26 protein-coding genes and 1 riboswitch are annotated in these 25,096 nt (G+C 57.5%); of the genes, 21 read left to right on the top strand and 5 right to left on the bottom strand.

Annotated features, from left to right (window positions below; all coding sequences use genetic code 11):
- Positions 1-39 precede the first annotated feature (39 nt).
- The 21 genes from GEOB_RS00600 to mocA all read left to right on the top strand — a co-directional run bounded on the left by GEOB_RS00600 (position 40) and on the right by mocA (position 19,596).
- Entirely contained in the window at positions 40-558 is a 519-nt protein-coding gene (locus GEOB_RS00600) for a QcrA and Rieske domain-containing protein (RefSeq protein ID WP_012645226.1), read from the top strand.
- Between the two features lie 14 nt (positions 559-572).
- Complete coding sequence (locus GEOB_RS00595; RefSeq protein ID WP_012645225.1) at positions 573-1,499, top strand: c-type cytochrome; 927 nt, start codon at positions 573-575, stop codon at positions 1,497-1,499.
- A gap of 50 nt (positions 1,500-1,549) precedes the next feature.
- On the top strand, positions 1,550-2,005 hold the full coding sequence (locus GEOB_RS00590) for a c-type cytochrome (RefSeq protein ID WP_012645224.1): 456 nt from the start codon (positions 1,550-1,552) through the stop codon (positions 2,003-2,005).
- The gene (locus tag GEOB_RS00585) at positions 2,002-2,418 is read left to right on the top strand and encodes a hypothetical protein (protein WP_012645223.1); all 417 of its coding nucleotides are present in this window, start codon (positions 2,002-2,004) and stop codon (positions 2,416-2,418) included. Before GEOB_RS00590 ends, GEOB_RS00585 begins: the two co-directional genes overlap by 4 nt.
- Before the next feature lie 23 nt (positions 2,419-2,441).
- Entirely contained in the window at positions 2,442-4,091 is a 1,650-nt protein-coding gene (locus tag GEOB_RS00580) for an FAD-binding oxidoreductase (RefSeq protein ID WP_012645222.1), read from the top strand.
- Between the two features lie 108 nt (positions 4,092-4,199).
- Positions 4,200-5,765: an FAD-binding oxidoreductase gene (locus tag GEOB_RS00575; RefSeq protein WP_012645221.1), complete on the top strand. Its 1,566-nt coding sequence runs from the start codon at positions 4,200-4,202 to the stop codon at positions 5,763-5,765.
- A 31-nt stretch (positions 5,766-5,796) separates the two neighbouring features.
- Positions 5,797-6,714 (top strand): SphA family protein, encoded by a 918-nt coding sequence (locus GEOB_RS00570; RefSeq protein WP_012645220.1) that lies wholly within the window; start codon positions 5,797-5,799, stop codon positions 6,712-6,714.
- 53 nt (positions 6,715-6,767) lie between these two features.
- Positions 6,768-7,859 (top strand): butyrate kinase, encoded by a 1,092-nt coding sequence (gene buk / locus GEOB_RS00565; RefSeq protein ID WP_012645219.1) that lies wholly within the window; start codon positions 6,768-6,770, stop codon positions 7,857-7,859.
- A gap of 142 nt (positions 7,860-8,001) precedes the next feature.
- Positions 8,002-8,769, top strand: coding sequence for an SDR family NAD(P)-dependent oxidoreductase (locus GEOB_RS00560; RefSeq protein WP_012645217.1), 768 nt, complete (start codon positions 8,002-8,004; stop codon positions 8,767-8,769).
- Between the two features lie 5 nt (positions 8,770-8,774).
- Positions 8,775-8,897: riboswitch (molybdenum cofactor riboswitch) on the top strand.
- A 16-nt stretch (positions 8,898-8,913) separates the two neighbouring features.
- The gene (locus GEOB_RS00555) at positions 8,914-10,644 is read left to right on the top strand and encodes an aldehyde ferredoxin oxidoreductase C-terminal domain-containing protein (protein WP_012645216.1); all 1,731 of its coding nucleotides are present in this window, start codon (positions 8,914-8,916) and stop codon (positions 10,642-10,644) included.
- 22 nt (positions 10,645-10,666) lie between these two features.
- Complete coding sequence (locus GEOB_RS00550) at positions 10,667-10,891, top strand: MoaD/ThiS family protein (RefSeq protein ID WP_012645215.1); 225 nt, start codon at positions 10,667-10,669, stop codon at positions 10,889-10,891.
- A 1-nt stretch (position 10,892) separates the two neighbouring features.
- Entirely contained in the window at positions 10,893-11,738 is an 846-nt protein-coding gene (locus tag GEOB_RS00545) for a HesA/MoeB/ThiF family protein (RefSeq protein ID WP_012645214.1), read from the top strand.
- Between the two features lie 22 nt (positions 11,739-11,760).
- Positions 11,761-11,955, top strand: a complete 195-nt coding sequence (locus GEOB_RS00540) for a twin-arginine translocase TatA/TatE family subunit (RefSeq protein ID WP_012645213.1) — start codon at positions 11,761-11,763, stop codon at positions 11,953-11,955.
- A 77-nt stretch (positions 11,956-12,032) separates the two neighbouring features.
- A complete protein-coding gene (locus tag GEOB_RS00535; RefSeq protein WP_012645212.1) occupies positions 12,033-12,467 on the top strand; it encodes a MarR family winged helix-turn-helix transcriptional regulator in 435 nt (144 codons plus the stop codon).
- A 101-nt stretch (positions 12,468-12,568) separates the two neighbouring features.
- Positions 12,569-13,438 (top strand): FAD binding domain-containing protein, encoded by an 870-nt coding sequence (locus GEOB_RS00530; protein WP_012645211.1) that lies wholly within the window; start codon positions 12,569-12,571, stop codon positions 13,436-13,438.
- An 11-nt stretch (positions 13,439-13,449) separates the two neighbouring features.
- Entirely contained in the window at positions 13,450-13,965 is a 516-nt protein-coding gene (locus tag GEOB_RS00525) for a (2Fe-2S)-binding protein (RefSeq protein WP_012645210.1), read from the top strand.
- A gap of 103 nt (positions 13,966-14,068) precedes the next feature.
- Positions 14,069-16,372 carry a 4-hydroxybenzoyl-CoA reductase subunit alpha gene (gene hcrA, locus GEOB_RS00520; protein ID WP_012645209.1) on the top strand — a complete coding sequence of 768 codons (2,304 nt, stop codon included), beginning with the start codon at positions 14,069-14,071 and terminating at the stop codon, positions 16,370-16,372.
- 137 nt (positions 16,373-16,509) lie between these two features.
- Entirely contained in the window at positions 16,510-17,271 is a 762-nt protein-coding gene (locus GEOB_RS00515; RefSeq protein ID WP_012645208.1) for an XdhC family protein, read from the top strand.
- A gap of 4 nt (positions 17,272-17,275) precedes the next feature.
- Positions 17,276-18,082: a selenium-dependent molybdenum cofactor biosynthesis protein YqeB gene (gene yqeB / locus GEOB_RS00510; RefSeq protein WP_012645207.1), complete on the top strand. Its 807-nt coding sequence runs from the start codon at positions 17,276-17,278 to the stop codon at positions 18,080-18,082.
- Positions 18,083-18,086: 4 nt separating this feature from the next.
- Positions 18,087-18,872 (top strand): selenium cofactor biosynthesis protein YqeC, encoded by a 786-nt coding sequence (gene yqeC / locus GEOB_RS00505; protein ID WP_012645206.1) that lies wholly within the window; start codon positions 18,087-18,089, stop codon positions 18,870-18,872.
- Positions 18,873-18,942: 70 nt separating this feature from the next.
- The gene (gene mocA, locus GEOB_RS00500) at positions 18,943-19,596 is read left to right on the top strand and encodes a molybdenum cofactor cytidylyltransferase (protein WP_012645205.1); all 654 of its coding nucleotides are present in this window, start codon (positions 18,943-18,945) and stop codon (positions 19,594-19,596) included.
- Between the two features lie 215 nt (positions 19,597-19,811).
- On the opposite strand, the gene GEOB_RS00495 is transcribed toward mocA, so the two are convergent.
- The 5 genes from GEOB_RS00495 to had all read right to left on the bottom strand — a co-directional run bounded on the left by GEOB_RS00495 (position 19,812) and on the right by had (position 25,023).
- Entirely contained in the window at positions 19,812-20,651 is an 840-nt protein-coding gene (locus GEOB_RS00495) for an amidohydrolase family protein (protein ID WP_012645204.1), read from the bottom strand.
- 296 nt (positions 20,652-20,947) lie between these two features.
- Positions 20,948-22,147, bottom strand: a complete 1,200-nt coding sequence (locus tag GEOB_RS00490; RefSeq protein WP_012645203.1) for a thiolase family protein — start codon at positions 22,145-22,147, stop codon at positions 20,948-20,950.
- A 174-nt stretch (positions 22,148-22,321) separates the two neighbouring features.
- A complete protein-coding gene (gene fabG, locus GEOB_RS00485; protein WP_012645202.1) occupies positions 22,322-23,065 on the bottom strand; it encodes a 3-oxoacyl-[acyl-carrier-protein] reductase in 744 nt (247 codons plus the stop codon).
- 49 nt (positions 23,066-23,114) lie between these two features.
- Entirely contained in the window at positions 23,115-23,885 is a 771-nt protein-coding gene (locus GEOB_RS00480; RefSeq protein WP_012645201.1) for a cyclohexa-1,5-dienecarbonyl-CoA hydratase, read from the bottom strand.
- 64 nt (positions 23,886-23,949) lie between these two features.
- The gene (had, locus tag GEOB_RS00475; RefSeq protein WP_012645200.1) at positions 23,950-25,023 is read right to left on the bottom strand and encodes a 6-hydroxycyclohex-1-ene-1-carbonyl-CoA dehydrogenase; all 1,074 of its coding nucleotides are present in this window, start codon (positions 25,021-25,023) and stop codon (positions 23,950-23,952) included.
- Positions 25,024-25,096: the final 73 nt, after the last annotated feature.

Here is a 25,096-nt window from a genome sequence, read left to right as displayed (position 1 = left end):
GCAGGTTGAAACTACCATCCCCTTTAAAGGAGAACTGATATGGAATTGGGAAACAACTCAAATGTTACGATTTTGCCCCTTAAAGCCTCGGACGAGGCGGTTGACGAGAATCGCAGGGGCTTTGTCAAAAAACTCACCTTAACAACGCTGGTGCTGGGGATCGGTGGATCTGTTCTCCAGCTGGGCCGCTTCTTCAAGCCCAATGTGCTGTATGAACCGTCGAGAACCTTCAAGGTTGGTGAGTTGAACAAGTTTCCCTTCGGCAGCCGAACGGTCATCGAGGGACGAGGCATTGAGATAGTCAGGGAAAAGGATGGCGTCCACGCCGTTTCCCTGGTCTGTACCCACCTGGGATGCCTGTTGAAACCTGTATTGAACGATTCGGAGGTGGGCTATGCCTGTCCCTGTCACGGCTCCACCTTCGCTCTCAAGGGAGAGGTCCTGGGGGGCCCCGCACCCAAGGATCTTCCCTGGTACGAAGTGTATATGGATAACACAGGAACTCTCGTGGTGGATACGTCCAAGGTGAACCAGAAACGGACCAAACTCGTAGTCTGAGGACGGAGGATAGAATGGAAAAGGCAGTCTTACGCAAACTCACCTTACTCTGTGTCATCTGCGGATTTGCAGCAATTGCCCTTCTGGGGGTAACTGCCTTCCGCGACGGAAAGAGGGAATGGAAGGATTATCAGGCCGAATACAAGGAACTGCTCCTGAAAAAGATGAACCGGGAGCGCAATCCCTCTTTCTATGACCGGATTGCCGGCATGGAACCGGAGGTAAAGCAGGTCGTTATCGACGAGTGGAAGACGACCGACCGGTGCATGAGCTGCCATATGGGCATAGAAGATCCCCTCTTTACCGATGCGGCTCTCCCCCTCAGGACCCACCCTTATCCGGAGCTGCTCAAGAACCATCCGGTGGAAAAGTACGGCTGCACCATATGTCATGGCGGACAGGGGCTGGCGACAACCTATGATGGCGCCTCCCACAGAACCATTGCCAATTGGCCGTTCCCCATGGTGCCCAAGGAGCTGATGCAGTCACGCTGCGGCTACTGTCACAAGGATTTCGAGGCCATTGGCGCAAACAAGCTGATCAAGGGACGGGAACTCTATAAGGAGATGCATTGCGCCGGTTGTCACCAGATCGACGGACAGGGGGGCGCCATAGGCCCCGACCTGAGCAACTTTGCCGACAAGGACCCCAGCAACTTCTCCTTCGAGAACCTTGAAGGGAAGCACTCGAAACAGATCTGGGTCATCGAGCACTTCAAAGACCCGCAGAAGGTCAGCCCCGGTTCCCCCATGCGCACCTATGCCATGAACAACCAGCAGATAGAGTGGCTGTCCAGCTATGTACTCAGCCTCAACCAGCGAAATCTGCAGCGACAGTATACCCCCAAGGTGAAGGCGGACTTTGTTGCACCCAAGGTGGACGTCACCCTCCCCGAAGCCGAGTTATACAGTTCTTCGGAGGATGAAGAGAGTAGCGAGTAGCTTTGCCGATCCTTGGCACCGGGAAGACCTTACAAAGAGGAGTGAGCGAAATGAACGGAAAAAATCTGGCCCTGATAAACAGGATAAGTGCATTGACGAAATCTTTTACTGCGCAAAAAACGCAGAAAACAATTTCTAATTTACTGATCATCATAGGGGCGATATTGGTCGGCATGTTGCCGGGAAGAGCCGCCCAGGCACAGGAACCGCCGAAAATGCCCTACGTCTTTGGCATGTACTGCTTCATGTGCCACAAGGAAGGGGTGCAGATCGGCCCGATGGGGATGTTCGATATGCTGTCCAAAACCGGCAACCCACTGCACGAGCAGTTCATCCGGAACAATGTGCGGTTCGGTATTAAGGCCATGCCGGCCTTCCGACTGTCGGAAGTGAGCCCAAAGGAGCTTGACGGCATCGTTAAATACCTGAAAGAACTGGCAGCTTATCGCAAGAGCCATCCCAACTATAAGCCCGCACCGGTACAGGAAGGAGGGTCAAAGAAATGATCAACCAGAGCAGAAGAGGATTTTTCAAGACCGTTTTCACCGCCGGGGCGGCCCTGGCAGCCTCCACCATGGGCAGTCAGACCCATGTCGCCGAAGCTGTAAACACCGGTCAGATCAAAGGTATCTGCCTTTACGTCCCCAGCCTGGGCAAAGCGAGCGAATTCGTGGAGGAGATGAACAGAAATGCCCCCGGCGAATGGACAGCCCGCCCGCTACCGGGAGAAATGGTGGACTGCTATCTGGAAACGAAGAACCTCTATGAAGAGGCCAGGGGCAATGCCAATACCTTTGTCGGGGTGGTTGACCCGGCGACCTTCGCCATTGTCCACGAAGCGATCGCCGACAGCGGCGGCAGCTTCCACTACGTTAAATACGAAGAACGGAATCGGGTGACCTTTTCCGCACAGATGTAATCCGATTTGCGAGGAGGTAGAAGATGAGTCGTTTCGTTGCGCTTCCCCAGGGAGTGTCAGAAGCAACATTCGCTAAAGCAATCCAGGAATATCGCGCACTATTGGGCGAGGGAAGGGTCCGCACCGACCCGGCTTCCCTGCAGTCCTATATGAAGATCATGATTCCGGAAAGTGAAGAACTGCATAAACCTTCTGCGGCCATGTACCCGAAAACGGTCAAAGAGATTCAGGCCATCGTCGCCATCGCCAACAAGTACAAGACACCCCTTTGGACCGTCAGCACCGGCAAGAACATGGGCTATGGATCTTCAGCACCGGCGACCCGGGGCCAGATCGTACTCGACCTGAAAACCATGAAGAAGATCATTCATGTGGATGAAGAGTTGGGATACTGCCTGGTGGAGCCGGGGGTGACCTACTACGACCTGCAGCAGCACTTCAAGAAACACAAGATGAACCTGTGGGTCGATGTTCCGGCCCCCTCGGCCATGGCCAGCCCCATGGGCAACACCGCCGATCGAGGGGTCGGCTATACCCCCTACGGCGAGCATTTCCTCTTCTCCTGTGGCATGGAGGTGGTGCTGGCCAATGGCGATGTCATTCGTACCGGCACCGGCGGGGTCCCCAACTCCACCAGCTGGCAGGCCAACAAATGGGGCTATGGCCCCTATGTTGACGGCATCTTTACCCAGTCCAACTACGGCATCCTCACCAAACTCGGGGTCTGGCTGATGAAGGGCCCTCCTCCAGGGGGCTATTTCCCCTTCCTTATGAAGTTCCCCAAGGTGGAGATGCTGGCCGACATCATCAAGACCCTGATGCCGCTCCGCCTGGCCCAGATCATCCCCAATGCCTGCATCGTCGTCAATGCCGGTTGGGAGGCAGCCGGTTACTTCACCTATGACAAAAACGGCAAGGGGACCAATCGGGAAACGTTCTACAAGGGGAAAGACAGCCTTCCCCCCAAGGTATTCCAGCAGATCATGGACAAGTATGACGTGGGGGCATGGAATTTCTACGCCGCCGTCTATGGATCTCCGGAGCAGGTGGCCCTCAACTGGAAGTATGTTTCCGGTGCCTTCAAGGCCAAGTTCGGCAACCAGGTCAGGATAATTACCGAGAAGGAAGCCAAGGACGACCCCATTTTCGAATATCGCCGGCAGCTGATGATGGGGGGCAGCACCCTTCAGGAGTTCGGTCTCTATAACTGGCGGGGGGGTGGCGGTTCCATGTGGTTCGCCCCGGTGGCGGCAGCCAGGCCATCGGAATGCGACAGGCAGATGAGACTGGCCACCGAAGTTCTGAACAAGTACGGCTTCGACTATGTTTCGGAGTTCATCGTCGGCTGGCGGGACATGCACCATATTATCGATCTCCTCTATGATCGTACCGACAGAGAAGAAATGAACAAGGCCTACAAGTGCTTCGATGAGCTTCTGACCGTCTTCACCAATAACGGCTGGGGCACCTACCGAACCAATACCGCCTTCATGGACAAGGTTTCCCATTCCTATGGCCCGGGGATGCGCGACATCCATTACCGGTTGAAAAGGGCGCTTGATCCCAACAATATTCTGGCGCCAGGCAAATCGGGAATAGATCTTAACCCCCACAATCCCGGCTATGCCTTCAACGAAGGACTCAACCACGGCAGACCGCTTGATGTCCCGTGACCGGGAATCGGGAGCAATGACAGAGGCCGAAATCGGCCACTGTCGGCAAAGCCCAGCCGGCGCCCTTGCCGGAGAGAAACAGACGCTTAAAGTCGAGGAGGCATCCACATGAGCAGCTTTATTGCACTTCCCCAGGGATTGAAAGAAGAAATATTCGCCAGAGCCATCAGGGAGTATCGCTCTCTTCTGGGGGAAAACAAGGTCCGGACCGATCAGGCTTCCCTGCAGCCCTATATGAGGACCACCATCGCCGAAAACGGGACGTCCCGTAAACCTTCCGCGGTGATCTACCCCTCTGCGCCAAACGATATTCAGCGAATCGTCAAGATTGCCAACAAGTTCAAAACGCCGCTCTGGACCTATTACGGCGGCGAGAACGAGGGCTATGGCGGCGCAACCCCGGCAACGAACGGCCAGATCGTTCTCGATCTCAAGAACATGAAAAAGGTAATCGAGGTCGACAAGGAACTGGGCTACTGCCTGGTGGAACCGGGGGTAACCTACGGCGAGCTGCAGCAGTACCTGAAGAATAACAAAATCGATCTCTGGCTCGATGCCCCGGCCTCTGCCGCTGGGATGAGCGTCGTCGGAAACATTCTGGAGCGTGGCGCCGGCTACACTCCCTATAGTGAAGATTTCCTCTTCTCCTGTGGAATGGAAGTGGTGCTTGCCGATGGCAACCTGTTCCGGACCGGCATGGGAGGGATTCCCAAATCGACCAGCTGGCAGGTGTTCAAATGGGGATTTGGCCCCTATGTTGATGGGCTCTTCTCCCAGGGGAATAACGGCATCGTCACCAAGCTCGGCACCTGGCTGATGGGGGCGCCTCCTCCCGGAGGGTACATGCCATTCTGCATCAAATTCCCGAAGGTGGAAATGATCAGCGAGATCATCAAACCCCTCATGTTTCTGCGTGAAACCCAGATCGTGCCCAATGCCGCTGCACTGGTCAATGCCGGCTGGGAAGCGGCAACCGTCTTCAGTGCCAATGGGAAAAGCAACGGCAGCTTCGTGAGAAACGGCGGAGGCCCGGTTCCCACTAAAAAGCTCATGGACAGCTACCGGGTCGGGGCCTGGAATCTTTACGGCGCCGTCTACGGCTCTCCCGAGCAGGTGGCACTGAACTGGATGTATGTATCCGGCACCTTCAAGCAGGCCTTCGGCAACAAGATTCAGATCATTACCGAAAAGGAGGCCAAGGGAGACCCGGTCTTCGAATATCGAAAACAGTTGATGATGGGGGGCGTTACCCAGCAGAACCCCCTTGACAAATGGCGCGCCGGCGGCGGCTCAATGCTCTTCTGCCCCACTGCAGCGGCCCGCCCGGCCGAATGCGCACAGCAGGTCAAGGTGGCCACCGAAATCATCAACCGGCATGGCTTCGATTATCTCAGCGAGTTCAGCTTCTTCTGGCGCGATGCACGCCACGTCATGGACTTACGTTTCAACAACGCTGATCCGGCTGAATCGAAGCGTGCCTATAAATGCTACGACGAGTTGGTGGGATCCTTCATCAAGCATGGCTGGGCGATCAACCGCACCAACACCGCTTTCATGAACAAGGTTTCCGATTCCTACGGTCCGGCCATGGCCAGACTCAACCGCACCATCAAAAAGGCACTGGACCCGAACAACATCCTGGCACCGGGCAAATCCGGCATCACATTAGGCTGATTTCTTTCAATAGCAGTTACAGGAGGCTCACATGAAGCTGGTAAAAGGTTTGGTTTTTGTTTGCTTGGCAACGCTCGTTCTGCTCCAGCCGGCCTGGGCATTCAATTCAAGTTCTTTCAACGGTACGGCTGACTTCTACGCCGGCGCCGCCCCCCCTCCGGGGCTGCACCTCATCGACTACAACGTCTATATGGACATAAGAAAAGTGGAAAACAAGGGACAGGGATTAACGGACGGGACCGGAACGCTTACCGCCCTCGCCTTCCGTCCGATCTACGTGGCGGAAAAGGGACTTCTCGGCGGCAACCTTCTGTTCCACTCCATCATTCCCCTGCTGTCAATGGAGGCTAACGTAACCGCACAGACACCTGGCGGGCCAATCACCGTACAAGGGCATGACGGCGGTCTGGGAGATATCTACTTCGGTATAGGCAATGCCTGGCACACTCCGGTCTGGCACTGGCTGACGGTATTGGACATCATTACCCCCACCGGCCATTTCGATCCTAACAAGCCCATGAATGCCGGCAATAATGCCTTCGTCATCGAACCGGTGGTAGCCGTAACCGGTCTCTTTGCCAACGGCTTCGAAACCAGCGCCAAGCTCATGTACTCCATTCCCACCAAGAACGGCGATTATGTGGAACCGGGCACCCTACTCAAAGGCTATAAGACCGGCCAGGCGATACACATGGACTACAACGTCAACTACGCCCTGACCAAGGATTTTAAACTCGGCGTCACCGGCTGGATCTGGCAGGGGCTGGAAAGCGACGAGATCGGCGGCGTGAAACGGCATGACACCAAGGACTTCGAGTTCTCCATGGGCCCGGCCATGCGCTACCAGAACGGCAAGTTCGGCCTTGTGGGCAAATACGTGGTGCCGATTTCCGCCGAAAACCGCATCGAAGCAAACCAGCTCTGGGTAGACCTGATTTATTCCTTCTGAGGATGCAGAACCGGCGCCTAATTTTTACAAAACGCAATCAAGCGAGGGAGAACATGACAACGGACAAGAAAATACTGATTGTTAATCCTGGTTCCACTTCAACCAAAATCGGCGTTTTCACCCAGGGGAAAATGGTCATCAACCAGTCGGTAAAACATGACGACGCCGAGTTGCGGAAGTTTCCCACCATCTGGGACCAATATGATTTTCGCCGGGACGCCATCTTCAAGGTTCTGCAGGACAATGATCTATCCATGGGAGAAATGGACGCCATCGCCTGTCGGGGTGGCAATGTGAGGCCCCTTCCCGGCGGCATCTACCGGATCTGCCCTAAAATGATCGAGGACATGAAGAGCGGCATCTACGGCGGACACCCCATCAATGTCGGGGGGCTGGTCGCCTTCGACCTGGGAAACCAGTTCAACATTCCGGTGCTCACTGCCGACCCCCCCATGACCGATGAGTTGTGCACTTCGGCCAGGTACAGCGGCATCCCCCAGATCAGCAGGCAGAGCAGCTTCCATGCCCTGAACCAGAAGGCAACTGCCCGGAAAATTGCCGCCGAGCTGGGTAAAAAATATGAGGAGGCGAACCTGATCGTCACCCATCTGGGTGGCGGGATTTCAGTGGGAGCCCACCGCAGAGGGAAGATCATAGATGTCAACAATGCCCTCGACGGTGACGGCCCGTTTTCGCCGGAGCGGGCAGGATCGCTTCCCGCCGGCGATTTGGTCAAACTCTGCTTCAGCGGCGAGTACAGCAAGAAGGAAGTGCTGAAAATGCTCACCGGTGGCGGCGGTCTCTATGCCTATCTGGGGACCACCGATGCCCAGGAGATCGAGCGGCGAATCGCCGCGGGAGACCAGAAGGCAGCCCAGGTCTACGAGGCAATGATCTATCAGGTAGCCAAGGAGATCGGCGCCTGCGCCGCGGTACTTGAAGGGGAAGTAGACGCCATCGCCCTGACAGGAAGTTTGGTGTATTCAAAGATGCTGCTGAACAGCCTGCAAAAAAAAATCTCATTCATTGCTCCCGTTCTTCTCAATCCGGGCGAAAACGAGATGGAAGCCCTGGCCGACGCGGCCATGCGATATTTCAACAACGAAGAGGCGCTGTCCATCTATAAGCAGGAGCAGGCGGCATGAGCAGCGGAACAACAAAAAGCATCAGCGCTAATCTTCCGTCACTAGTTCCCCCCTTTATAAAGGGGGACTTGGTCATCGGGCGGAAGAATGACGCTAATCAGTAAAAGAAATGAAGTCCAAATATGCATAAAGGAGAAAGACCATGGGAAGACTATCAGGAAAGGTTGCCATCATCACCGGGGGGGCACAGGGAATCGGTGCGGCATACGCGGTGGGCCTGGCGAAAGAAGGGGCAAAGATCGTCATTGCCGATGTCCTTGACGGGCAGAAGGCGGTGGAGGCAGTGAAAAAGGCTGGCAGCGACGCCATTTACGTCAAAACCGATGTCAGCAACCAGGAGCAGTGCGATGCCATGGCCAAGGCGGCCCAGGAAAAATTCGGCTCGGTGGACATACTGCTCAACAACGCTGCCATCTTCGGAAGCATTGTCTTGAAACCGTTTACCGAATGTACCTCCCAGGAATTCATGAAGGTCCTGGAGATCAACGTCCTCGGCCAGTTCAACTGCATGAAGGCGGTATTTCCCCACATGAAGGCCAAGGGGGGCAAGATCATCAACATCGGTTCCTCATCCATCAATGAAGGGGTTCCCGGCATGCCCCATTATGTGGCATCCAAGGGCGCCATCATGGCCCTTACCCGCTCAATGGCCCGTGAGATGGGTGATTACAAGATCAACGTCAACACAATTGCCCCCGGCTTCACCCATTCCGACGGCGGCAACAATTTCGACAAGAACAAGAAGCTGGATCTGCCCCCCCTGGAAGAGCTCCAACTCCAGGCTCGCTGCCTGAAGCGGGAAGCGGTGCCGGAGGACCTGGTCGGCCTGGCGCTCTTCCTCGCCAGCGACGACAGCGCCTTCATCACCGGCCAAATGATCGTCCATGACGGCGGCCTGTCGTTCCACTAACGTATGACAAAACAAGTCTCCGAGCCTCCATTGCCTAAAGGGCGTCAAACCCCACGGCATGGAGGCCTGCAGGCCGGGCCGGAAACGGCCGGACCTCCCTTTCGGAAAGGAGACTGCAAATAATCACTGAAAGGGAGACTCCCCATGAACAAGATCCTTCGCGTCAACATGACGACTCTCACCACCGGCACCGAATCGGTACCAAAGGAATGGGCAGCTCTCGGCGGTCGCGCCCTGACTTCCACCATCGTGGCCAAGGAGGTTCCCCCCACCTGCCACCCCCTTGGGGAAAACAACAAGCTGGTCTTTGCCCCTGGACTGTTGAGCGGCACCACTGCCGCTAACAGCGGGCGCTTTTCCGCAGGCGCCAAAAGCCCCCTCACCGGCACTATCAAGGAAAGCAATGCCGGCGGGTTGGCCGCCCAGATGTTCGCCCGCCTGGGGATCAAGGCGCTGATCATTGAAGGTCTGCCCAAAGGAAACAACTGGCACAGCCTGCACGTCAACAAGGATGGAGTATCCATCGCCGAAGAGTCGGAGCTGATCGGCAAGGGGAATTTTGCCGTCGTCGAAACCCTTGAAAAGAGGCTCGGCAAGAAAACAGGGGTCATCACCATCGGCCCGGCTGGCGAGATGAAGATGCTGGCCGCCAACATCTCGGTGAAGGACTCGGACAGCAAGCTGCGCAGCCACGGCCGTGGCGGCCTTGGAGCGGTAATGGGCTCGAAGAGGATCAAGTTTATTTCCATCGACGACAGCGATGCCCCCGGCATCAAGCTGGCCGATCCGACAAAATTCACCACCGCCGCCAGGGTCTTTGCCAAGGCCATCCTCGAACACCCAGGGACCGGCCAGGGGCTGCCCACCTTCGGCACCGCGGAAATGGTCAACATCGTCAACGAGGCAGGGGGACTTCCCACCCGCAACTTTACCTATGGTCGTTACGAAGGGCACGAGAAGATCTCCGGCGAGACTTTGCGGGAAACCATCATCGAGCGCGGTGGCAAACCGAAGCATGGCTGCCAGCCTGGCTGCATCATCCAATGCTCCCAGGTCTACCACGACAAGCAGGGCAATTACGTCACCTCCGGCTTCGAGTATGAGACCATTGAAACACTGGGAGCCAACGCCGGTCTTGGCGATCTTGACCAGATTGCGACTGCCGACAGTATCATGGACGACATCGGCGTCGATTCCATCGAGACCTCGATCGCTTTCGGCGTAGCCATGGAGGCAGGAGTGCTCCCTTTCGGCGACGGTGAAGGGGTACTCCGCATCCTGAAGGAAGATATCGGTAAGGGGACACCCCTCGGCCGGATCATCGGCAGCGGCGCCGGTCATGTGGGCAAGGTATACGGCGTCACACGGGTACCGGTGGTGAAAAACCAGGCCATTCCTGCCTATGACCCCCGATCTATCAAGGGTATCGGCATCACCTACGCCACCAGCACCATGGGTGCAGACCACACGATGGGCTATGCCGTCGCCACCAATCTGATGGGTGTCGGTGGAGGCATTGTCGATCCCTTGAAGAAGGATGGTCAAGTTGAGTTGTCCCGTCACCTGCAGATCGTCACCGTCATGCTCGACTCCATCGGCCTCTGCCTATTCATAGGTTTTCCCGCAGCAGATATTCCCACCTGCGTCCCGGCTTTGCTCGACATGCTCAATGCCCGCTTCGGCCTGGAGCTTACCCCAGACTGGATTGGCGGCCTGGGGGTCAATACCTTGAAGACCGAGCGTGCCTTCAATCTGGCGGCCGGTTTCACCAACAAGGATGATCGGCTGCCGGAGTTCTTCAGGGAACCGCTTCCACCCCACAATGCCGTGTGGGATTTTACCGATGAGGAAATCGATGCGTTCTGGAATTTCTAGATCGGGATGAAAGGGCTGCGCAATGGACATAACCGTAAAATTGTTCGCCACATTCCGCTTCGGACGTTTTGCCGCAGCAACAAGGCAATACCCACCAAGCACGCAGATCAGCGAGATTATCGATGAACTGCAGATTCCGGTTTCTGAAATCAGCATGATCATGCTCAACGGCAGACATGCCGATCCGGATCAACGGCTGAGGGATGGTGACAGTCTTGCCCTCTTTCCTTTGGTGGCAGGAGGCTGACATGGATGAATTGCGCCAATTCCTTGCAGAGCGGGCGGAAAATGGCCTTATCTCCTGGGCCAGCCAGGTTGCCGCTGCCGAACGCTTCCGTACCACCCTTGCCCAGGTGGAAGAAACGGCATTGCTCCTGGAGATTCTTCCTGCCCGCTACCAGCGCAATCGTCAGGCGATCAACATTGCCCAGCAACTGACACTTTTCCAAGGGGTGGTAGCAGTGGCTGGCTGTGGAGGGCTTGGCGGCTATATCATCGAAGAGCTGGCGCGGCTCGGAGTTGGCACCATCGTCGCCATCGACCCGGATGTGTTCGAAGAACACAATCTGAACCGCCAACTGCTCTCCAGCCCAGCCAGGCTGGGAGAGGCAAAGGTTGAGTCAGCTGCAGCGCGGGTGGCAGAAATCAACCCGGCGGTGGCATTGGTCCCGGTGCAGATTGCTTATGCACCGAAAAATGCCGCCCAGCTTTTCCATGGTGTCCAGGTGGTGGTAGATGCACTGGATTCGGTTTCGACCAGGCTGGCTTTGTCCGACAGCTGTGACAGCTTGGGGCTTCCACTGGTGCATGGCGCCATCGGCGGCTGGTTCGGCCAAGTCGTCACCCAGTTTCCCGGAGACGGAACAATCCGGCAGCTGTACAGCCGCTGGGTGGAAGGCAAGGGCCTTGAGCAGCGGCTGGGCAATCCATCCTTTACCCCGGCGCTGGTGGCCAGCATAGAGGTAGCGGAAGTCTGCAAGATTCTCCTTGGCGCCGGCAACACTCTGCGTAACCGGAAACTCAGCATCAATCTTTTGGACATGGAATTCGAAGAGATCAGACTTGACGGCCAGGACAAGGCAGTAGGCCAGTAAAAGTTCTAAAGGAGCGCAAATTATGTTCGGATTCGGCATGCCGGAACTCATCATCATCCTGGTCATCATGCTGGTCGCCTTCGGACCGGCAAAACTCCCCCAGCTGGGTTCGGCACTGGGTGGAGCAATCAGGAATTTCAAGAAGGGCTCTGAGGAGCCGGCCGCATTGACTGACAATGGTAAATCTGACAATGAGAAAGAGCCTTCATCCCTCTAGCAAGGGCAACAAACATATAATCCGGGAAACACTGTTTTATTTCCCATTGACAAAAAACCACACTGGAGATATCTTGTATGCAAGAGGAATTGACCAGGATGATCTCCTACCGGGACAACATAGTTTTTCTGTTTGCCAAAGCCCATCAGCGCGCCCAGGGAACCCTGAAAGGACGGCTGCAGACATTTGCCCTCACTCCCATGCAATGCCTGTTCATGGAGGCACTCTGGGAGGAGGACGGGCTTTCCGTCGGCGAGATCGGCCGGCGCATCTCCCTTGATACCGCCACCCTGGCCGGCATCCTTGACCGGCTGGTGACGTCGGGCTGGGTGAGAAGAGAGGCCGACGCACAGGATGGGCGTGTGGCAAGGGTTTACCTGACGGAAAAGGGAACTGCCGCCATCGGCCAACTGGCGGCAACCATGGAACAGACCAACGACGAACTGCTGAAGGGCTTTTCACCGGAGGAAAGGCTTCTCCTTAAGCGGTTTCTCAAGGATTTCAGGGAATGACCACCATCCATTTTTTTTGAAGAAATAGCTTGTATGCAAGATAACAATGACAAGGGTCCGACAAAAGTTGTGGAAGACCCGACAGCCTGAGGAGATGAACCATGTACATGCCCGATTTTGCATATCATGCCCCCCAAACCCTTGATGAGGCCTGCACGCTCCTGGCAGAGCTTGGCAACAAGGCCATCGTTCTGGCGGGAGGAACCGATGTCCTGCACAAGATGAAGGTTGGAAAACTGGCTCCGGAGAACCTGGTCTCCCTCAAGCACCTGGACGACCTGCGTACCATTCGCCATGAACCGGGCCGCGGCATCGTCATGGGGGCGCTGACCAGCCACAATGCCATCTACACCTCGAAGCTTCTCCAGGAACGTTTTCTGTCGCTTCCCATGGCTGCCCACACCATGGCCTCCAACCAGATCTGCAACATGGGGACAGTGGGAGGCAACATTGTCAATGGTGTCCCTTCCGCCGACCTGCCGCCAATCCTCATTGCTCTTAATGCCTCTATCCGCCTGGTATCCGTCAAAGGGGAACGAACCATGCCCCTGGAGGATTTCTTCCATGGTGCGGCCGAGACAGTGATTGCGCCGGGAGAACTCCTTGCCGACATCACCATCCCGGACCAGCCCACCACCGGCAGCACCTACATGAAGTTCGGCTTGCGCCGTTCCGGCGCCCTGGCCGTTGTGGGGGTTGCCGTCTCGGTCAGGGTTGCAGGAGACATCCTGGAGGACGCACGGGTCGTCCTGGCCTCGGCAGCTCCTACCGTCATGCGGGCCAAGGGAGCGGAAGACTTCCTGCGGGGCAAAAAAATAAACGACGACCTGTTGGCTGAAGCCGGGGAAAAGGCTGCGGCAGCAAGCCGCCCACGGGACAGTATCCGCGGTTCTGCCGAATACCGGCGTAACCTGGTTGGCGTACTGACGAAACGGGCACTGCGCAAGGCTATTGACGAAGGCCACGTGTGAGGAGGAATGATATGCCACAAATGATAACTGACAAAGACGGGGTGCAGCGTTACCTGATCACCCTGAATGTAAACGGTGACGCAAAAACGGTGCTGGTAAAGGGCAACGCCATCCTGACCAATGTACTGCGCGACCAGCTGGACCTTACCGGTACCAAGAAGGGGTGCGAGCTGGGAGACTGCGGCTCCTGCACGGTCCTTCTTGACGGTAAGCCGGTTGATTCCTGCCTGATGCTGGCGGTGGAGGTGGACGGCCGGGAGATCACCACCATCGAAGGGGTCGCCGCCAACGGCAAACTGGACGCCATCCAGGAATCCATGATCAATCATGCCGCCGTCCAGTGCGGCTACTGCACCCCCGGCATGGTCCTGTCGGCCAAGGCGCTCTTGACCCGTAACCCGCACCCGACTGAAACTGAGGTAAGGGAGGCCATCGCCGGCAATCTCTGCCGCTGCACCGGCTATGTCCATATTGTGGAGGCAGTGCTGGCAGCCTCCCAGGGGCGGACAGCGCCGGAAGACCATTAATACAACATCGCAACCCTCGTAGGGGCAAACCCATGTGTCTGCCCGAGATAAGGGCGCACACACGGGTACGCCCCTACGCATACGCGAACATGGAGAATCCAAGATGAGTGATACCCATAAAGTCATCGGCCGCAGCGTCCCGCGTATCGACGGCCCCGATAAGGTTACCGGTGGCGCCAAGTACACCGGCGATCTCAAGTTCCCCAACATGCTCTACGGCAAGATCCTCACCAGCCCCTACGCCCACGCCCGGATAGTCTCCATCGACACCTCGGCGGCGGAGGCTCTGCCGGGGGTGAAGGCGGTCATTACTCACAAGGACGTGCCGGAATTGAAGTACGGCCTGAGCCCGGCCCGCTGGGACGAGAACATCTTCTGCATCGACAAGGTCCGTTTCGTCGGCGACAAGGTGGCTGCCGTCGCCTGCGTCGACGAGGAGACCTGCTACAAGGCCATGAAGCTGATCAAGGTGGAGTACGAGGAGCTGCCGGCGGTGCTCGATTTCCGCCACGCCATGGATGAGGGGCAGCCCCTGGTCCACGAGGAGTACGAGCGGAACATCAACACCGAGATCCACCAGGAGTTCGGCGACGTGGAAAAGGCCCTGGCAGAGGCGCACCATGTGCGCACTGACGTTTTCGTCGGCCAGCGTACCTACCAGACCCCCATCGAGCCCCATTCCTCCATCTCCATGTGGGAAGGGGAAAAGCTGACCATCTATGCCAGCACCCAGTCTCCCCACTATTTCCAGTACTACATCGCCCGGGAATTCGGCATGCCCATGGGTGATGTAAGGATCATCAAGCCTTATCTGGGCGGAGGGTTCGGCGGTAAGCTGGAGCCTACCGGTCTTGAGTTCGCCGGGGCCGTGCTTGCCAAGCGGACCGGGCGGCCGGTGCGCACTTTCTATGACCGGGCCGAGATGTTCGCCCACAACCGGGGGCGGCACGCACAGTACATGGAGATAACCACCGGGGTGGACAAGGACGGCAAGATCCTTGCCGCCAAGGCCAATTTCGTCATGGATGGGGGTGCCTACACCAGCTTGGGGATCGCCAGCGCCTACTATGCCGGCGCTCTGCTCCCCATGACCTATGAATTCGACAACTATCAGTTCGACATGTTCCGGGTCTATACCAATCTCCCCGCCTGTGGCGCCCAGCGAGGCCACGGCGCACCCCAGCCCAAGTATGCTTTCGAGAGCCACCTGGACAATGTGGCTGCTGACCTGGGGATCGATCCCATGGATATCCGCATCCGCAATGCCAGGCGTGCCGACACGGTCACCCCCAATGATTTCCAGGTCAACTCCTGCAAGATGCGCGAGTGCCTGGAGCGGGCCAGGGAAATTTCCGGCTGGGATGAGAAGAAGAAAAACCTTCCCCACGGCCGCGGCATCGGTGTTGCCACCGGCAGCTTCGTCACTGGCGCAGGCTACCCCATCTACCGCACCGACCTCCCCCACGCCGCCGCTTTCATCAAGGTCCATGAAGACGGCACGGCAGCGACGCTCTATACCGGCTCCGTTGACATCGGTCAGGGGTCCGATACCATACTCTGTCAGATGGCCGCCGAGGCCATGGGTTACCGCTACGAACAGATGAAGATCGTCGCCGCCGATACGGAGATAACGCCGCTGGATTTCGGCGCCTATGCCAGCCGCCAGACTTACATGTCCGGGGCCGCCGTCAAGCAGGCCGGGGAAGAGATCAAGAAACAGCTGCTGGAGATGGCTTCGACCATGCTTTCGCTCCCCGCCGATGACCTGGAATGCGAGGAAGGGGTGATCTTCTCCAAATCCCGCACTGGAAAATCAGTTACCTTCGAGGAGGCGGCCCGCCGGCACTTTGTCCTCAAGGGACCGCTTTTGGGCCGGGGCGCCTACACGCCTCCCAAACTGGGGGGTAGCTTCAAGGGGGCAGCGGTCGGCACCTCCCCCGCCTACAGCTTCGGCGCCCAGGTGGGAGAAGTATCCATCGACAAGGAAACTGGAGAAATCAGTGTCGTCGGCATCTGGGATGTTCACGACTGCGGCAAGGTCATCAACCCGCGCCTGCTCCACGGCCAGGTCCATGGCGCCCTCTACATGGGAATGGGGGAGTCGGTCTGGGAGGAGGTCCTCTTTGACGACAAGGGACGGATCAAGAATGCCGAGCTGGCCAACTACCGGCTTTTGACCGCCATGGACATGCCTCCCATCCAGTCGGAGGTTGTGGACAGCATCGAACCGTCCGGGCCGTGGGGAGTGAAGGAAATCGGCGAAGGCTCGACAAATCCGACGCTGGGGATGTTCTCCAATGCCATCTTCGACGCCATGGGGGTGCGGGTCAACAGCCTCCCCCTGACCTACGAAAAGGTCTGGCGGGCATTGAAAGAAAAACGGGAACGGGAAGAGGCAAAGGCATAAAGCCAATTAGCCACGAATGACACGAATTGGCACGAATCACTTAAAAGCAAAAGGAGTTTTTAGTTATATTCGTGTTCATTCGTGAAATTCGTGGCTGAGGTTTTACAGGTTATGGTTTTGACTAAACGAGGTACGCCATGTGGGACTGGATCGGCAAATTGGACGAACTGCGGCGCAGCAATCAGCTGGCGGTGCTGGTGACGGTGACCAAAAGCAGCGGCTCCACGCCACGCAAGGGTGGGGCAAAGATGATTGTCCTGCCGGACGGGACCTTTTTCGGCACCGTCGGTGGAGGCACGCCTGAGTATTACGCCCTGGAGGATGCCCGTCAGTGCTTCGAAAGCATGCAGGGGGGCACCGGCACCGTTCCCCTGAAACCGAGGGGCGAATTTCCCGCCTGCGGCGGCACCATGGAGTACCATATGGAACTGATCAATGACAACCCCGTTCTCTACATCTTCGGTGCCGGTCACATCGGCCAGTCCCTCGCCCATGTCCTTGAAGGCACCCCCTTCCGCGTCCACCTCATCGATGAGCGGGACGAATGGATCAACGCCCCCACCCTTCCCGGTACCGCCATCAGACACCAGTGCCACTACAGTGATTTCATCGGTAAAGCCAACTGGTGCGACAAACGCACCTTCGTCACCATCATGACCTACAGCGGCACCATGGACCAGCAGGTGCTGGAGGATGTGCTGCCGCACCACACCCGCTACGTGGGAATGGTGGGGAGCAAATCCAAGTGGGCCGGCATCAAGAAAAACCTGGGGGAAAAGGGGCTTGACCTATCCCTCGTCCGCTGCCCCATCGGCCACGACAACGGCGGCAATTCCCCACGGGAAATCGCCATCAGCATTGCCAGTCAGCTACTTGCCACCTATTACGGCCGGGAGTAAGGTCATGAAAGCGCTGAAGGAACGGGTAATCATCATGAAAGGGGCCGGGGAAATGGCGAGCGGCATTGCCTGCCGTCTTCACCGCTCAGGGTTCTCTCGCCTGCTCATGCTGGAGACCTCCTTCCCCTTGGCGGTTCGCCGGGAGGTATCCTTCTGCGAAGCTGTCCATGACGGGCAGATGGCAGTGGAAGGGATCGAAGCAGTCAGGATTGAAGACGGCGCAGGACTCGCCCATGCCTGGGAAACGGGAAGGATCGCCGTCATGGTCGATCCGAAAGGGGACACGGTGGGCCGTATGCAGCCCGATATCCTCATCGACGCCACCATTGCCAAACGCAATCTGGGCACAGCCATTACCGATGCACCGCTGGTGATAGCCTTAGGTCCCGGCTTTACCGCCGGCACCGATTGCCATGTGGTGGTTGAAACCAATCGGGGACATAATCTTGGGCGATTGATTACCGCAGGTCAGGCGGAAGCCAATACCGGCATACCTGGGAACATCGGCGGCTTCACCAAGGAAAGGGTGCTCCGTGCCAAGGCTAATGGCCCCTTCACCACCGATAGAAAGATCGGCGACCAGATAACCAAAGGTGACGTCATCGGCCAGGTCGGCACCGAGGCAGTTACTGCCCCCATCGACGGCATCCTGCGCGGCCTGATCCGCCCCGGCTCCCAGGTCACCACCGGCCTCAAGATCGGCGATATCGATCCGCGGGGCGATGCAGGCTATTGCCATACAGTTTCCGAGAAGGCCAGGGCGCTGGGGGGATCGGTGCTGGAGGCGATACTCGCTGTTTACAACAGGTAAGGCTATGAAATCCTTTGCCGAAATAGTGGGGATCGGACCGAACGGCGTAGTGAGCATCGTCGGTGCAGGAGGCAAGACAAGCCTGATGTTTCACCTGGCCAGGCAGCTGGCCTACTCCGGCAAGCGGGTTCTGACGACGACCACCACCAAGATACTCATTCCTACCGCCGAGCAATCGGAAACGCTCCTCATCGACCAGGACCCGCAGGTCATCCTCCGCCAGGCCAAAACCCATCAGGCTGCGGGAATGCACATTTCGGCAGCAGCCGCCTATCTCCCCCAGACCGATAAACTGAACGGCTTTCCCCCCGATGCGATCCGGACCTTCGAAGACTCCGGGCTATTCGACTGGGTGGTCGTGGAGGCCGACGGTGCAGCCAGAAAACCCCTCAAGGCGCCGGCAGCCCATGAACCGGTCATCCCCGAAAATACCTCCATCGTCGTCGCCCTGGCCGGGCTGGAGGTGCTCGGCAGGCCCCTGGGAGAAGAAATGGTCTTTCGCTCGGAACTGGCAGGGGAACTGATGCAGCTTTCGCCAGGTGAAACAATCACCGTTCCCGCCCTGGCCCGACTTCTCGCCCATCCTTCCGGTGCCTTCAAGGGGGCTCCGGCCCAGGCACGACGATTCATCTTCCTCAACAAGGCTGATACCCTCGAACTGGAGGAGAAAGGAGCTGCCGTCGCGCTCCAGTTGAACGGAGCCTCCCCCTCCGTCGCCGAGGCGGTCATGGTCGGTCAGCTTCTGGAAGGCATCAATGTGCACCGTGTCTACGTTGGAGGAAGCCAATGACAGGGTATGCCAGGCTGATCAACAAGTCCCAGGGGCAAGGCGCCCGAGACCAGAGGAGTGAGGCGCACCTATGAGTACGCCGCAACGACGAATGGTAAGGGCAACGCGGCAGACGGGGCTTTTTCATCAGCCTGAGCCCAAGGTGGCCGGCATCGTTCTCGCCGCCGGCAGCAGCCGCCGCATGGGTCAACCGAAACAGCTTCTCCCCTTCCGGGGTCGGACCGTCATTGAACGGGTGGTGGAAAATGCCCTGGCTTCAAGCCTGCAGCGAGTGATCGTCGTGCTCGGCCATGAAGCGGAACGCATCAAGCCGCTTCTGGAGCAAAAAAGCGTCACTACCGTTATCAACAGTGCCTATGAGACGGGACAGAGTTCGTCACTGAAAGCTGGACTGAACGCGATTCCGGTGAATTTCGACGCCGCCCTCTTTCTCCTTGGTGATCAGCCGCTGGTCACCGCTGAGACCATCGACCTGATCATGGCCGGTTTTGCCGATTCCCACGCCCCCATCGTCATCCCCACCTTTGACGGCCAGCGGGGCAATCCGGTTCTTTTCAGCCGGGAAACCTTTCCCCTTATGGACACATTGAACGGCGACTGCGGCGCCAGGACCCTCTTTCAGGAATATGCCGGAAGAATCCGAAGCATCGAAGTCCAAACTCCGGCCATTCTCATGGATCTGGATACGGAAGAGGACTATCGCCGCCTGCTGGCAAGGCTTTAATGGGTTTTCGGTGCTAATGCAAAAATTTGCCAGGTTGCCGTGGTTTCGGGAGAGAGTGACCGAGCCGCAGCGGCGAGCGGACACCCGCCACGAAGTATGAAGAAGCAGCAATCGGATACTCAGGAAGTCAGGACAAGAGTCGGCGCAAGGTCCGCAGCTGGGGCGACAGAACGAACAATGAAGCCACGGCAACCGCACCTGCCACTCGCCAACCGCTATAATCCCAGAATCCTCGCCGCATTACCCCCCAGGATGTTATCTGCCCCTTCCTTGGAGATGGGGAGTTCACCAATTGCCTTCATGTTGCCGCTCAAGGAGGGAACCGCCGGCCAATCGCTGCCGAAGATGATTTTGTCCGTGTTGCGGGAGAATTCCGGAAAATAGGTAGTCAATTTAGCCGGAGGAAGACCTGATATTTCCATATAGAGATTGGCGTGGAGCTTGGAAAGGAAAAAGGCCCTATCATACCAGAAGCCGCGTCCGGCATGGGCCATGACCAGGTTCAGCGAGGGAAAATCCCCGGCCACGTCGTCCAGGTGGAGAGGATCGCCATACTTCATGCGCGAACCCGTGAACACCGATGAGCCGGTATGGATGAGCACCGGAATTCCCAGATCCTCGGCCGCCCGGTAGAGGGGATACATCCTGGTGTCGTTGAGGTAGTAATGCTGGTAGGTGGGGTAAAGCTTGATGCCGCGAAAGCCTTCGGTTTCCACTTTGCGGTGCAGTTCCGCCCCCAGATCGGTATAGAGGTGGGGATTGAGGTCGCAGAAGGGAATCAGCCGTTTTCTCCCGGCGCAGAACTCCCGCACCTGCTTGTTGGTACAGACGCCGGTGGTGACGTAGCTCAGCTCGGCAAGGATGCAGGCATAATCGACCCCTTCCGCCGAGAGCAGTTCCTCGAATGCCCCCGGATCGCTGTAGCGACGGATGAATGCCTCATAACCTTCGGGATGCTGGCGGCTCATCCATTCCGTTACCCACGGCTTGTGGTAGGTGTACTGCGAAAGATGAACATGGAAATCAATGCGCAGTTTTCGTGTCTTCTCTGACATAACCATCCCCCGAAAAACAAGATTCTTCAGACATTTCCGGGGAAGACAGTCGTGGCATCGGGAGAGAGCGACGAGCTACAGCGGCGAGCGGACACCCGCCGCATGTGGAACGGAGGCAACCTACCAATTCACGCATCGTGTACCATTATGCGGGCGGCATTGCAAGGTCCGCAGCTGTGGCGACAGAGCGAACGGACGATGTCGCGACTGTCTTTTATTTCACAGAATTCCCGGATGAAGCATAAACAAGGGGCGTGATATTCCACGCCCCTAGGAGTCAGTCCGACATAGGATCGTTATACCCGCTCGAACACCGTAGCGATACCCTGGCCGACACCAATGCAGAGGGAAACGATGCCATAACGTGCATTGCGGCGCTTCATCTCATGCACCAGGGTTGCCGTGATGCGTGCGCCGGTGGAGCCAAGAGGGTGGCCGATGGCGATAGAGCCGCCGTTGACGTTGACCTTGGCCGGGTCGATGCCCAGCTCGCGAATGCAGGGAATGGACTGGGCGGCAAAGGCCTCGTTCAGCTCGAATAAATCGATGTCTTCGATCTTCAGATTGGCCCTTTTCAGGACTTTCTGGATCGCCGGGATGGGGCCCAGTCCCATGTAAGAGGGGTCGCAACCGGCAACGGCACTGGCAACGACCCGCGCCAGAGGCTTGTAACCCAGCTTCTTGGCGGTTTCGGCCTCCATCAGCAGGAGCGCCGCAGCCCCGTCATTGATGCCGCTGGAATTGCCGGCAGTTACGGTGCCATCCTTCCTGAAGGCAGCAGGAAGCTTGGCCAGCTGCTCCATGGTCACGTCGTTTCCGCGGGGAAACTCGTCACGGCTGACGATTATCGGGTCACCCTTTTTCTGGGGAATAACCACCGGTACTATCTCATCATTGAATTTACCGGCTGCATCGGCAGCTGCCCATTTTTTCTGGGTATCCAGGGCAAATTCATCTTGCTCCTGGCGGGTCAGACCGTAGCGCACCGCCACGTTCTCTGCGGTTTCTCCCATCCCTTCCTTGGCATAGGGCTCGGTCATCTTGGGATTGGTGAAACGCCAGCCGATGACGGTGTCGAAAACTTTTACGTCTCTGGAAAAAGGTGACTCGGATTTGGCCATGACAAAGGGGGCGCGGGTCATGGACTCGGTGCCGCCGGCGATGAAAACATCCCCCTCACCCACCTTGATGGCCTGGGCAGCGCTGTTGATGGCGTTGAGACCGGAAGCGCAGAGGCGGTTGATGGTTTGCCCGGCAGCCGAATAAGGGAGGCCGGCCAAAAGCGCAGCCATCCGCCCCACGTTGCGGTTGTCTTCACCGGCCTGGTTGGTGCAGCCCAGCACCACATCCTCGATGAGGTTAGGATCGATCTTGGTCCGCTTGACCAGCTCGGCTATACAATGTGCGGCCAGGTCGTCCGAACGGACATTTTTAAGGGCGCCGCCCCATTTACCGACCGGCGTCCGTACTGCATCTACTATTACTGCTTCACGCATTGGAGCCTCCATAAAATTGTGCAAATATTTTTTAAATATCTGTATCGTGTTCGGCACCCTTCATAATCCCTCCCGGCCTCCCCTTATCTTAAGGGGAGGAGAGGAATTCCCCCCCTTTAAGATAAGAGGACCCGCGGGGCCTAAAGGGGTCAGGGGGAGTTATGCCGAATGGTTCTAAATATATTGTCCGCCGTCAACTTTGATGCACTCACCGGTAATGTGGCGCGATTTTTCCGAACAGAGGAAGGTGACCAGCCAGGCCACTTCTTCCGGCTTGCCCATGCGGCCGAGCACGATGTCGGCCAGGGATTTCTGCTTCACATCTTCCGGCAGGGCTGCCATCATTTCCGTCTCGATGAGGCCCGGGGCGATAGCGTTGCAGTTGACGTTGGATTTTGCCAGTTCGCGGGCAAGGGCCTTGGTCAAGCCGATGATGCCGGCTTTGGCGGCAGAGTAGTTCGTCTGACCGAATTTGCCGCGCATACCGTTGATGGAGGTGACGTTGACGATCTTGCCGCTCCCCTGGTCCTTCATCACGGGGGCAACGGCGCGACAGTAGTTGAAATACCCTTTCAGGTTGATGGCAAGGCATTCGTCCCACTGCTCTTCAGTCATTTTCCAGATGACGGCGTCACGGTTGACCCCGGCGTTGTTGACCAGGATATCGACGCTGCCCAGCTCGGCGACGACCTTGTCCACCATAGCCTGGGCATCCTTGAAGCTGGCCACGTCGGCCTGGACAGCGATAGCTTTCTGTCCCATCTTCTGGATTTCAGCACAGATGGCGTTGGCCTCTTCACTGTGCTTGCGGTAGTTGATGGCCACGTTGGCGCCATTCTTTGCCAGATCCAGCGCGATGGCACTGCCGATTCCCAGACTGGCTCCGGTTACGATTGCATTTTTTCCCTTCAGATCCATTTGCTCCTCCGTTTATGATTGTTGATTTTAGGTATTGTTTTCTTCCTGCTTAACGATCCTGCCAGACTGCCGGCCGTTTTTCCACGAACGCCTTCAATCCTTCCACTGCATCATGGGTGGACATCAGTTCCACCAGGTACATCTTTTCCACGGCGGCCAGCTTGGCCCTGATACGCTGCATGGCGTCTCCCCTGGCGGCCCGCACGGCAAAACGCAGGGTGCTGGCACTGACTGAAGCCAGGTTCTTGTCGAAATAATCCAGCGCCGCCTTGTCGGGATCTTCAGCAATGGCAGTCACCAGGCCGATGCGCAGTGCCTCTTCGGCGGTGATGCTGCGTCCGGAAAACAGCAGGTCTTCAGCCTGGGCCTGGCCGATCCGTTCCGGCAACAGGCAGGAAGCAGCGGGGGCAAATACTGCCAGTTTGATTTCGGGCTGGCCCATCATGGCGCCGGGGGCGGCAAAAAGCAAATGGCCGGCGGCGGCAACTTCAAGTCCACCCCCCAGACACTGGCCATTTATGGCAACCAGCACCGGCACCGGGCTCTCCACCAGCTGCAGGACCAGGGCATGCAGGCTCTTCAGCATCTGGGCACAACAGTCCGGCATGTGCTCATCGACGCTGGCGCCGAAACTGAAATGGGGGCCTTCCGCCGACAAGAGCACCGCCCGGAGCTTCGGCTTCGGCAGATGTTCGGTAAGGGCTGACTGCAGTGCTGCTATCATGGCGGCATCGACAATATTGGCCTTGGGTCTGGCCAGAGTCAGCCGGAGCAGCATGCCATCCCGCTCCAGGGATACTTTCAGTGGGCTTTCACTCATCTTCATCTCCTCCCTTTATCTTTCAGTCCTTGTTTTGCGTTCTGCGTTACGTCCATCCGGTACTTCACTTTTTGGGAACGAGTATGGCCCGCCTGGTCAGCTTGTGGGCATGGGCCTCGGCAAACACCTCGTTGATCTGGTCAAGGGGATGCTTTTCGATAAAGGGAGCGAGGGCTATTCGTTTATCCAGGACCAGGTCCAGGGCTGCCGGGTAGAGCTCGGTCAAACATCCCCAGTTGCCCAGTGCCCTGGCATGGAAAGCCATCAGGTTGGAGAGACGCAGCTCAATCTTGTTCATGGTAAAACCGACCACCGACAGGGTTGCGCCGAAGGTCAAAAGGCCGAAGGCGGTGTCCTGGCCGGGGGTGGTCCCGGAACATTCAAAAATTTTCCAGCAGGTTGCGGGCAGCCCCTTTTCCTTGACGAAGGTCTGAATGACTTTTTTCAGGTCTTTGCCCTGCACCTCGCGGGAATTGATGGTCAGCGCCGCACCGTATTTTGCCATATTGTCCAGCTTGGCCTGATCCACGTCGATGGCGATAACCGTTGCCCCGAAGGCGTTGGCCACCTGCACGGCATAGCTCCCTACCCCGCCGATACCGATGACGATGGCAAGATCCCCCTTGGCAACTTCGGCCTGTACCACCGCCTGGTACGGGGTGGTCACCGCATCGGCCACAACAGAAATGTCCGCCAGTTCGAAGCCAGCTGCAGACAGCTTCTTTTCATCCACCGGGCACAGCCCGCGAGCCGGCACCTTGATGTGCGAGGCAAAGCCACCCTGGATGTCGTTGCCCGGCATGAGCTGCTGACGACAGATGGTGCCATGTCCGGAAAGGCAGAGATCGCAGGTCCCGCAAGGAATGACTGCCGGTATCAGGACAGCCTTGCCTTGCCATTCTTCCGCCCCTGCACCGGCAGCGACAACGCGGCCGCTTATCTCGTGGCCCAGAGCCAGCGGCGCAGGATGGTTGAAGCGAACACCGTCGTAATAATAACCCAGGTCGGTGTGGCAGACACCGCAACCTGCCACCTCCACCACCACTTCCCCGGCTGCAGGGGGAAAGGGATTGAATTCCGATCTCACCAGGGGCTCCCCCACGGCGGTCATGGACCAGCGATAGCCTACTTCGGACATGTTGCCTCCTTTGATTTCCATTTCTTATATTTTAGAGTAAACGAGTACCGCAATACTAATTTAAGGATACAAT

The sequence above is a fragment of the Geotalea daltonii FRC-32 genome (assembly GCF_000022265.1).
Classification (GTDB): domain Bacteria; phylum Desulfobacterota; class Desulfuromonadia; order Geobacterales; family Geobacteraceae; genus Geotalea; species Geotalea daltonii.
Note: the sequence above shows the minus strand (reverse complement) of the source record. Positions and strands in the feature narration are given on the sequence as shown.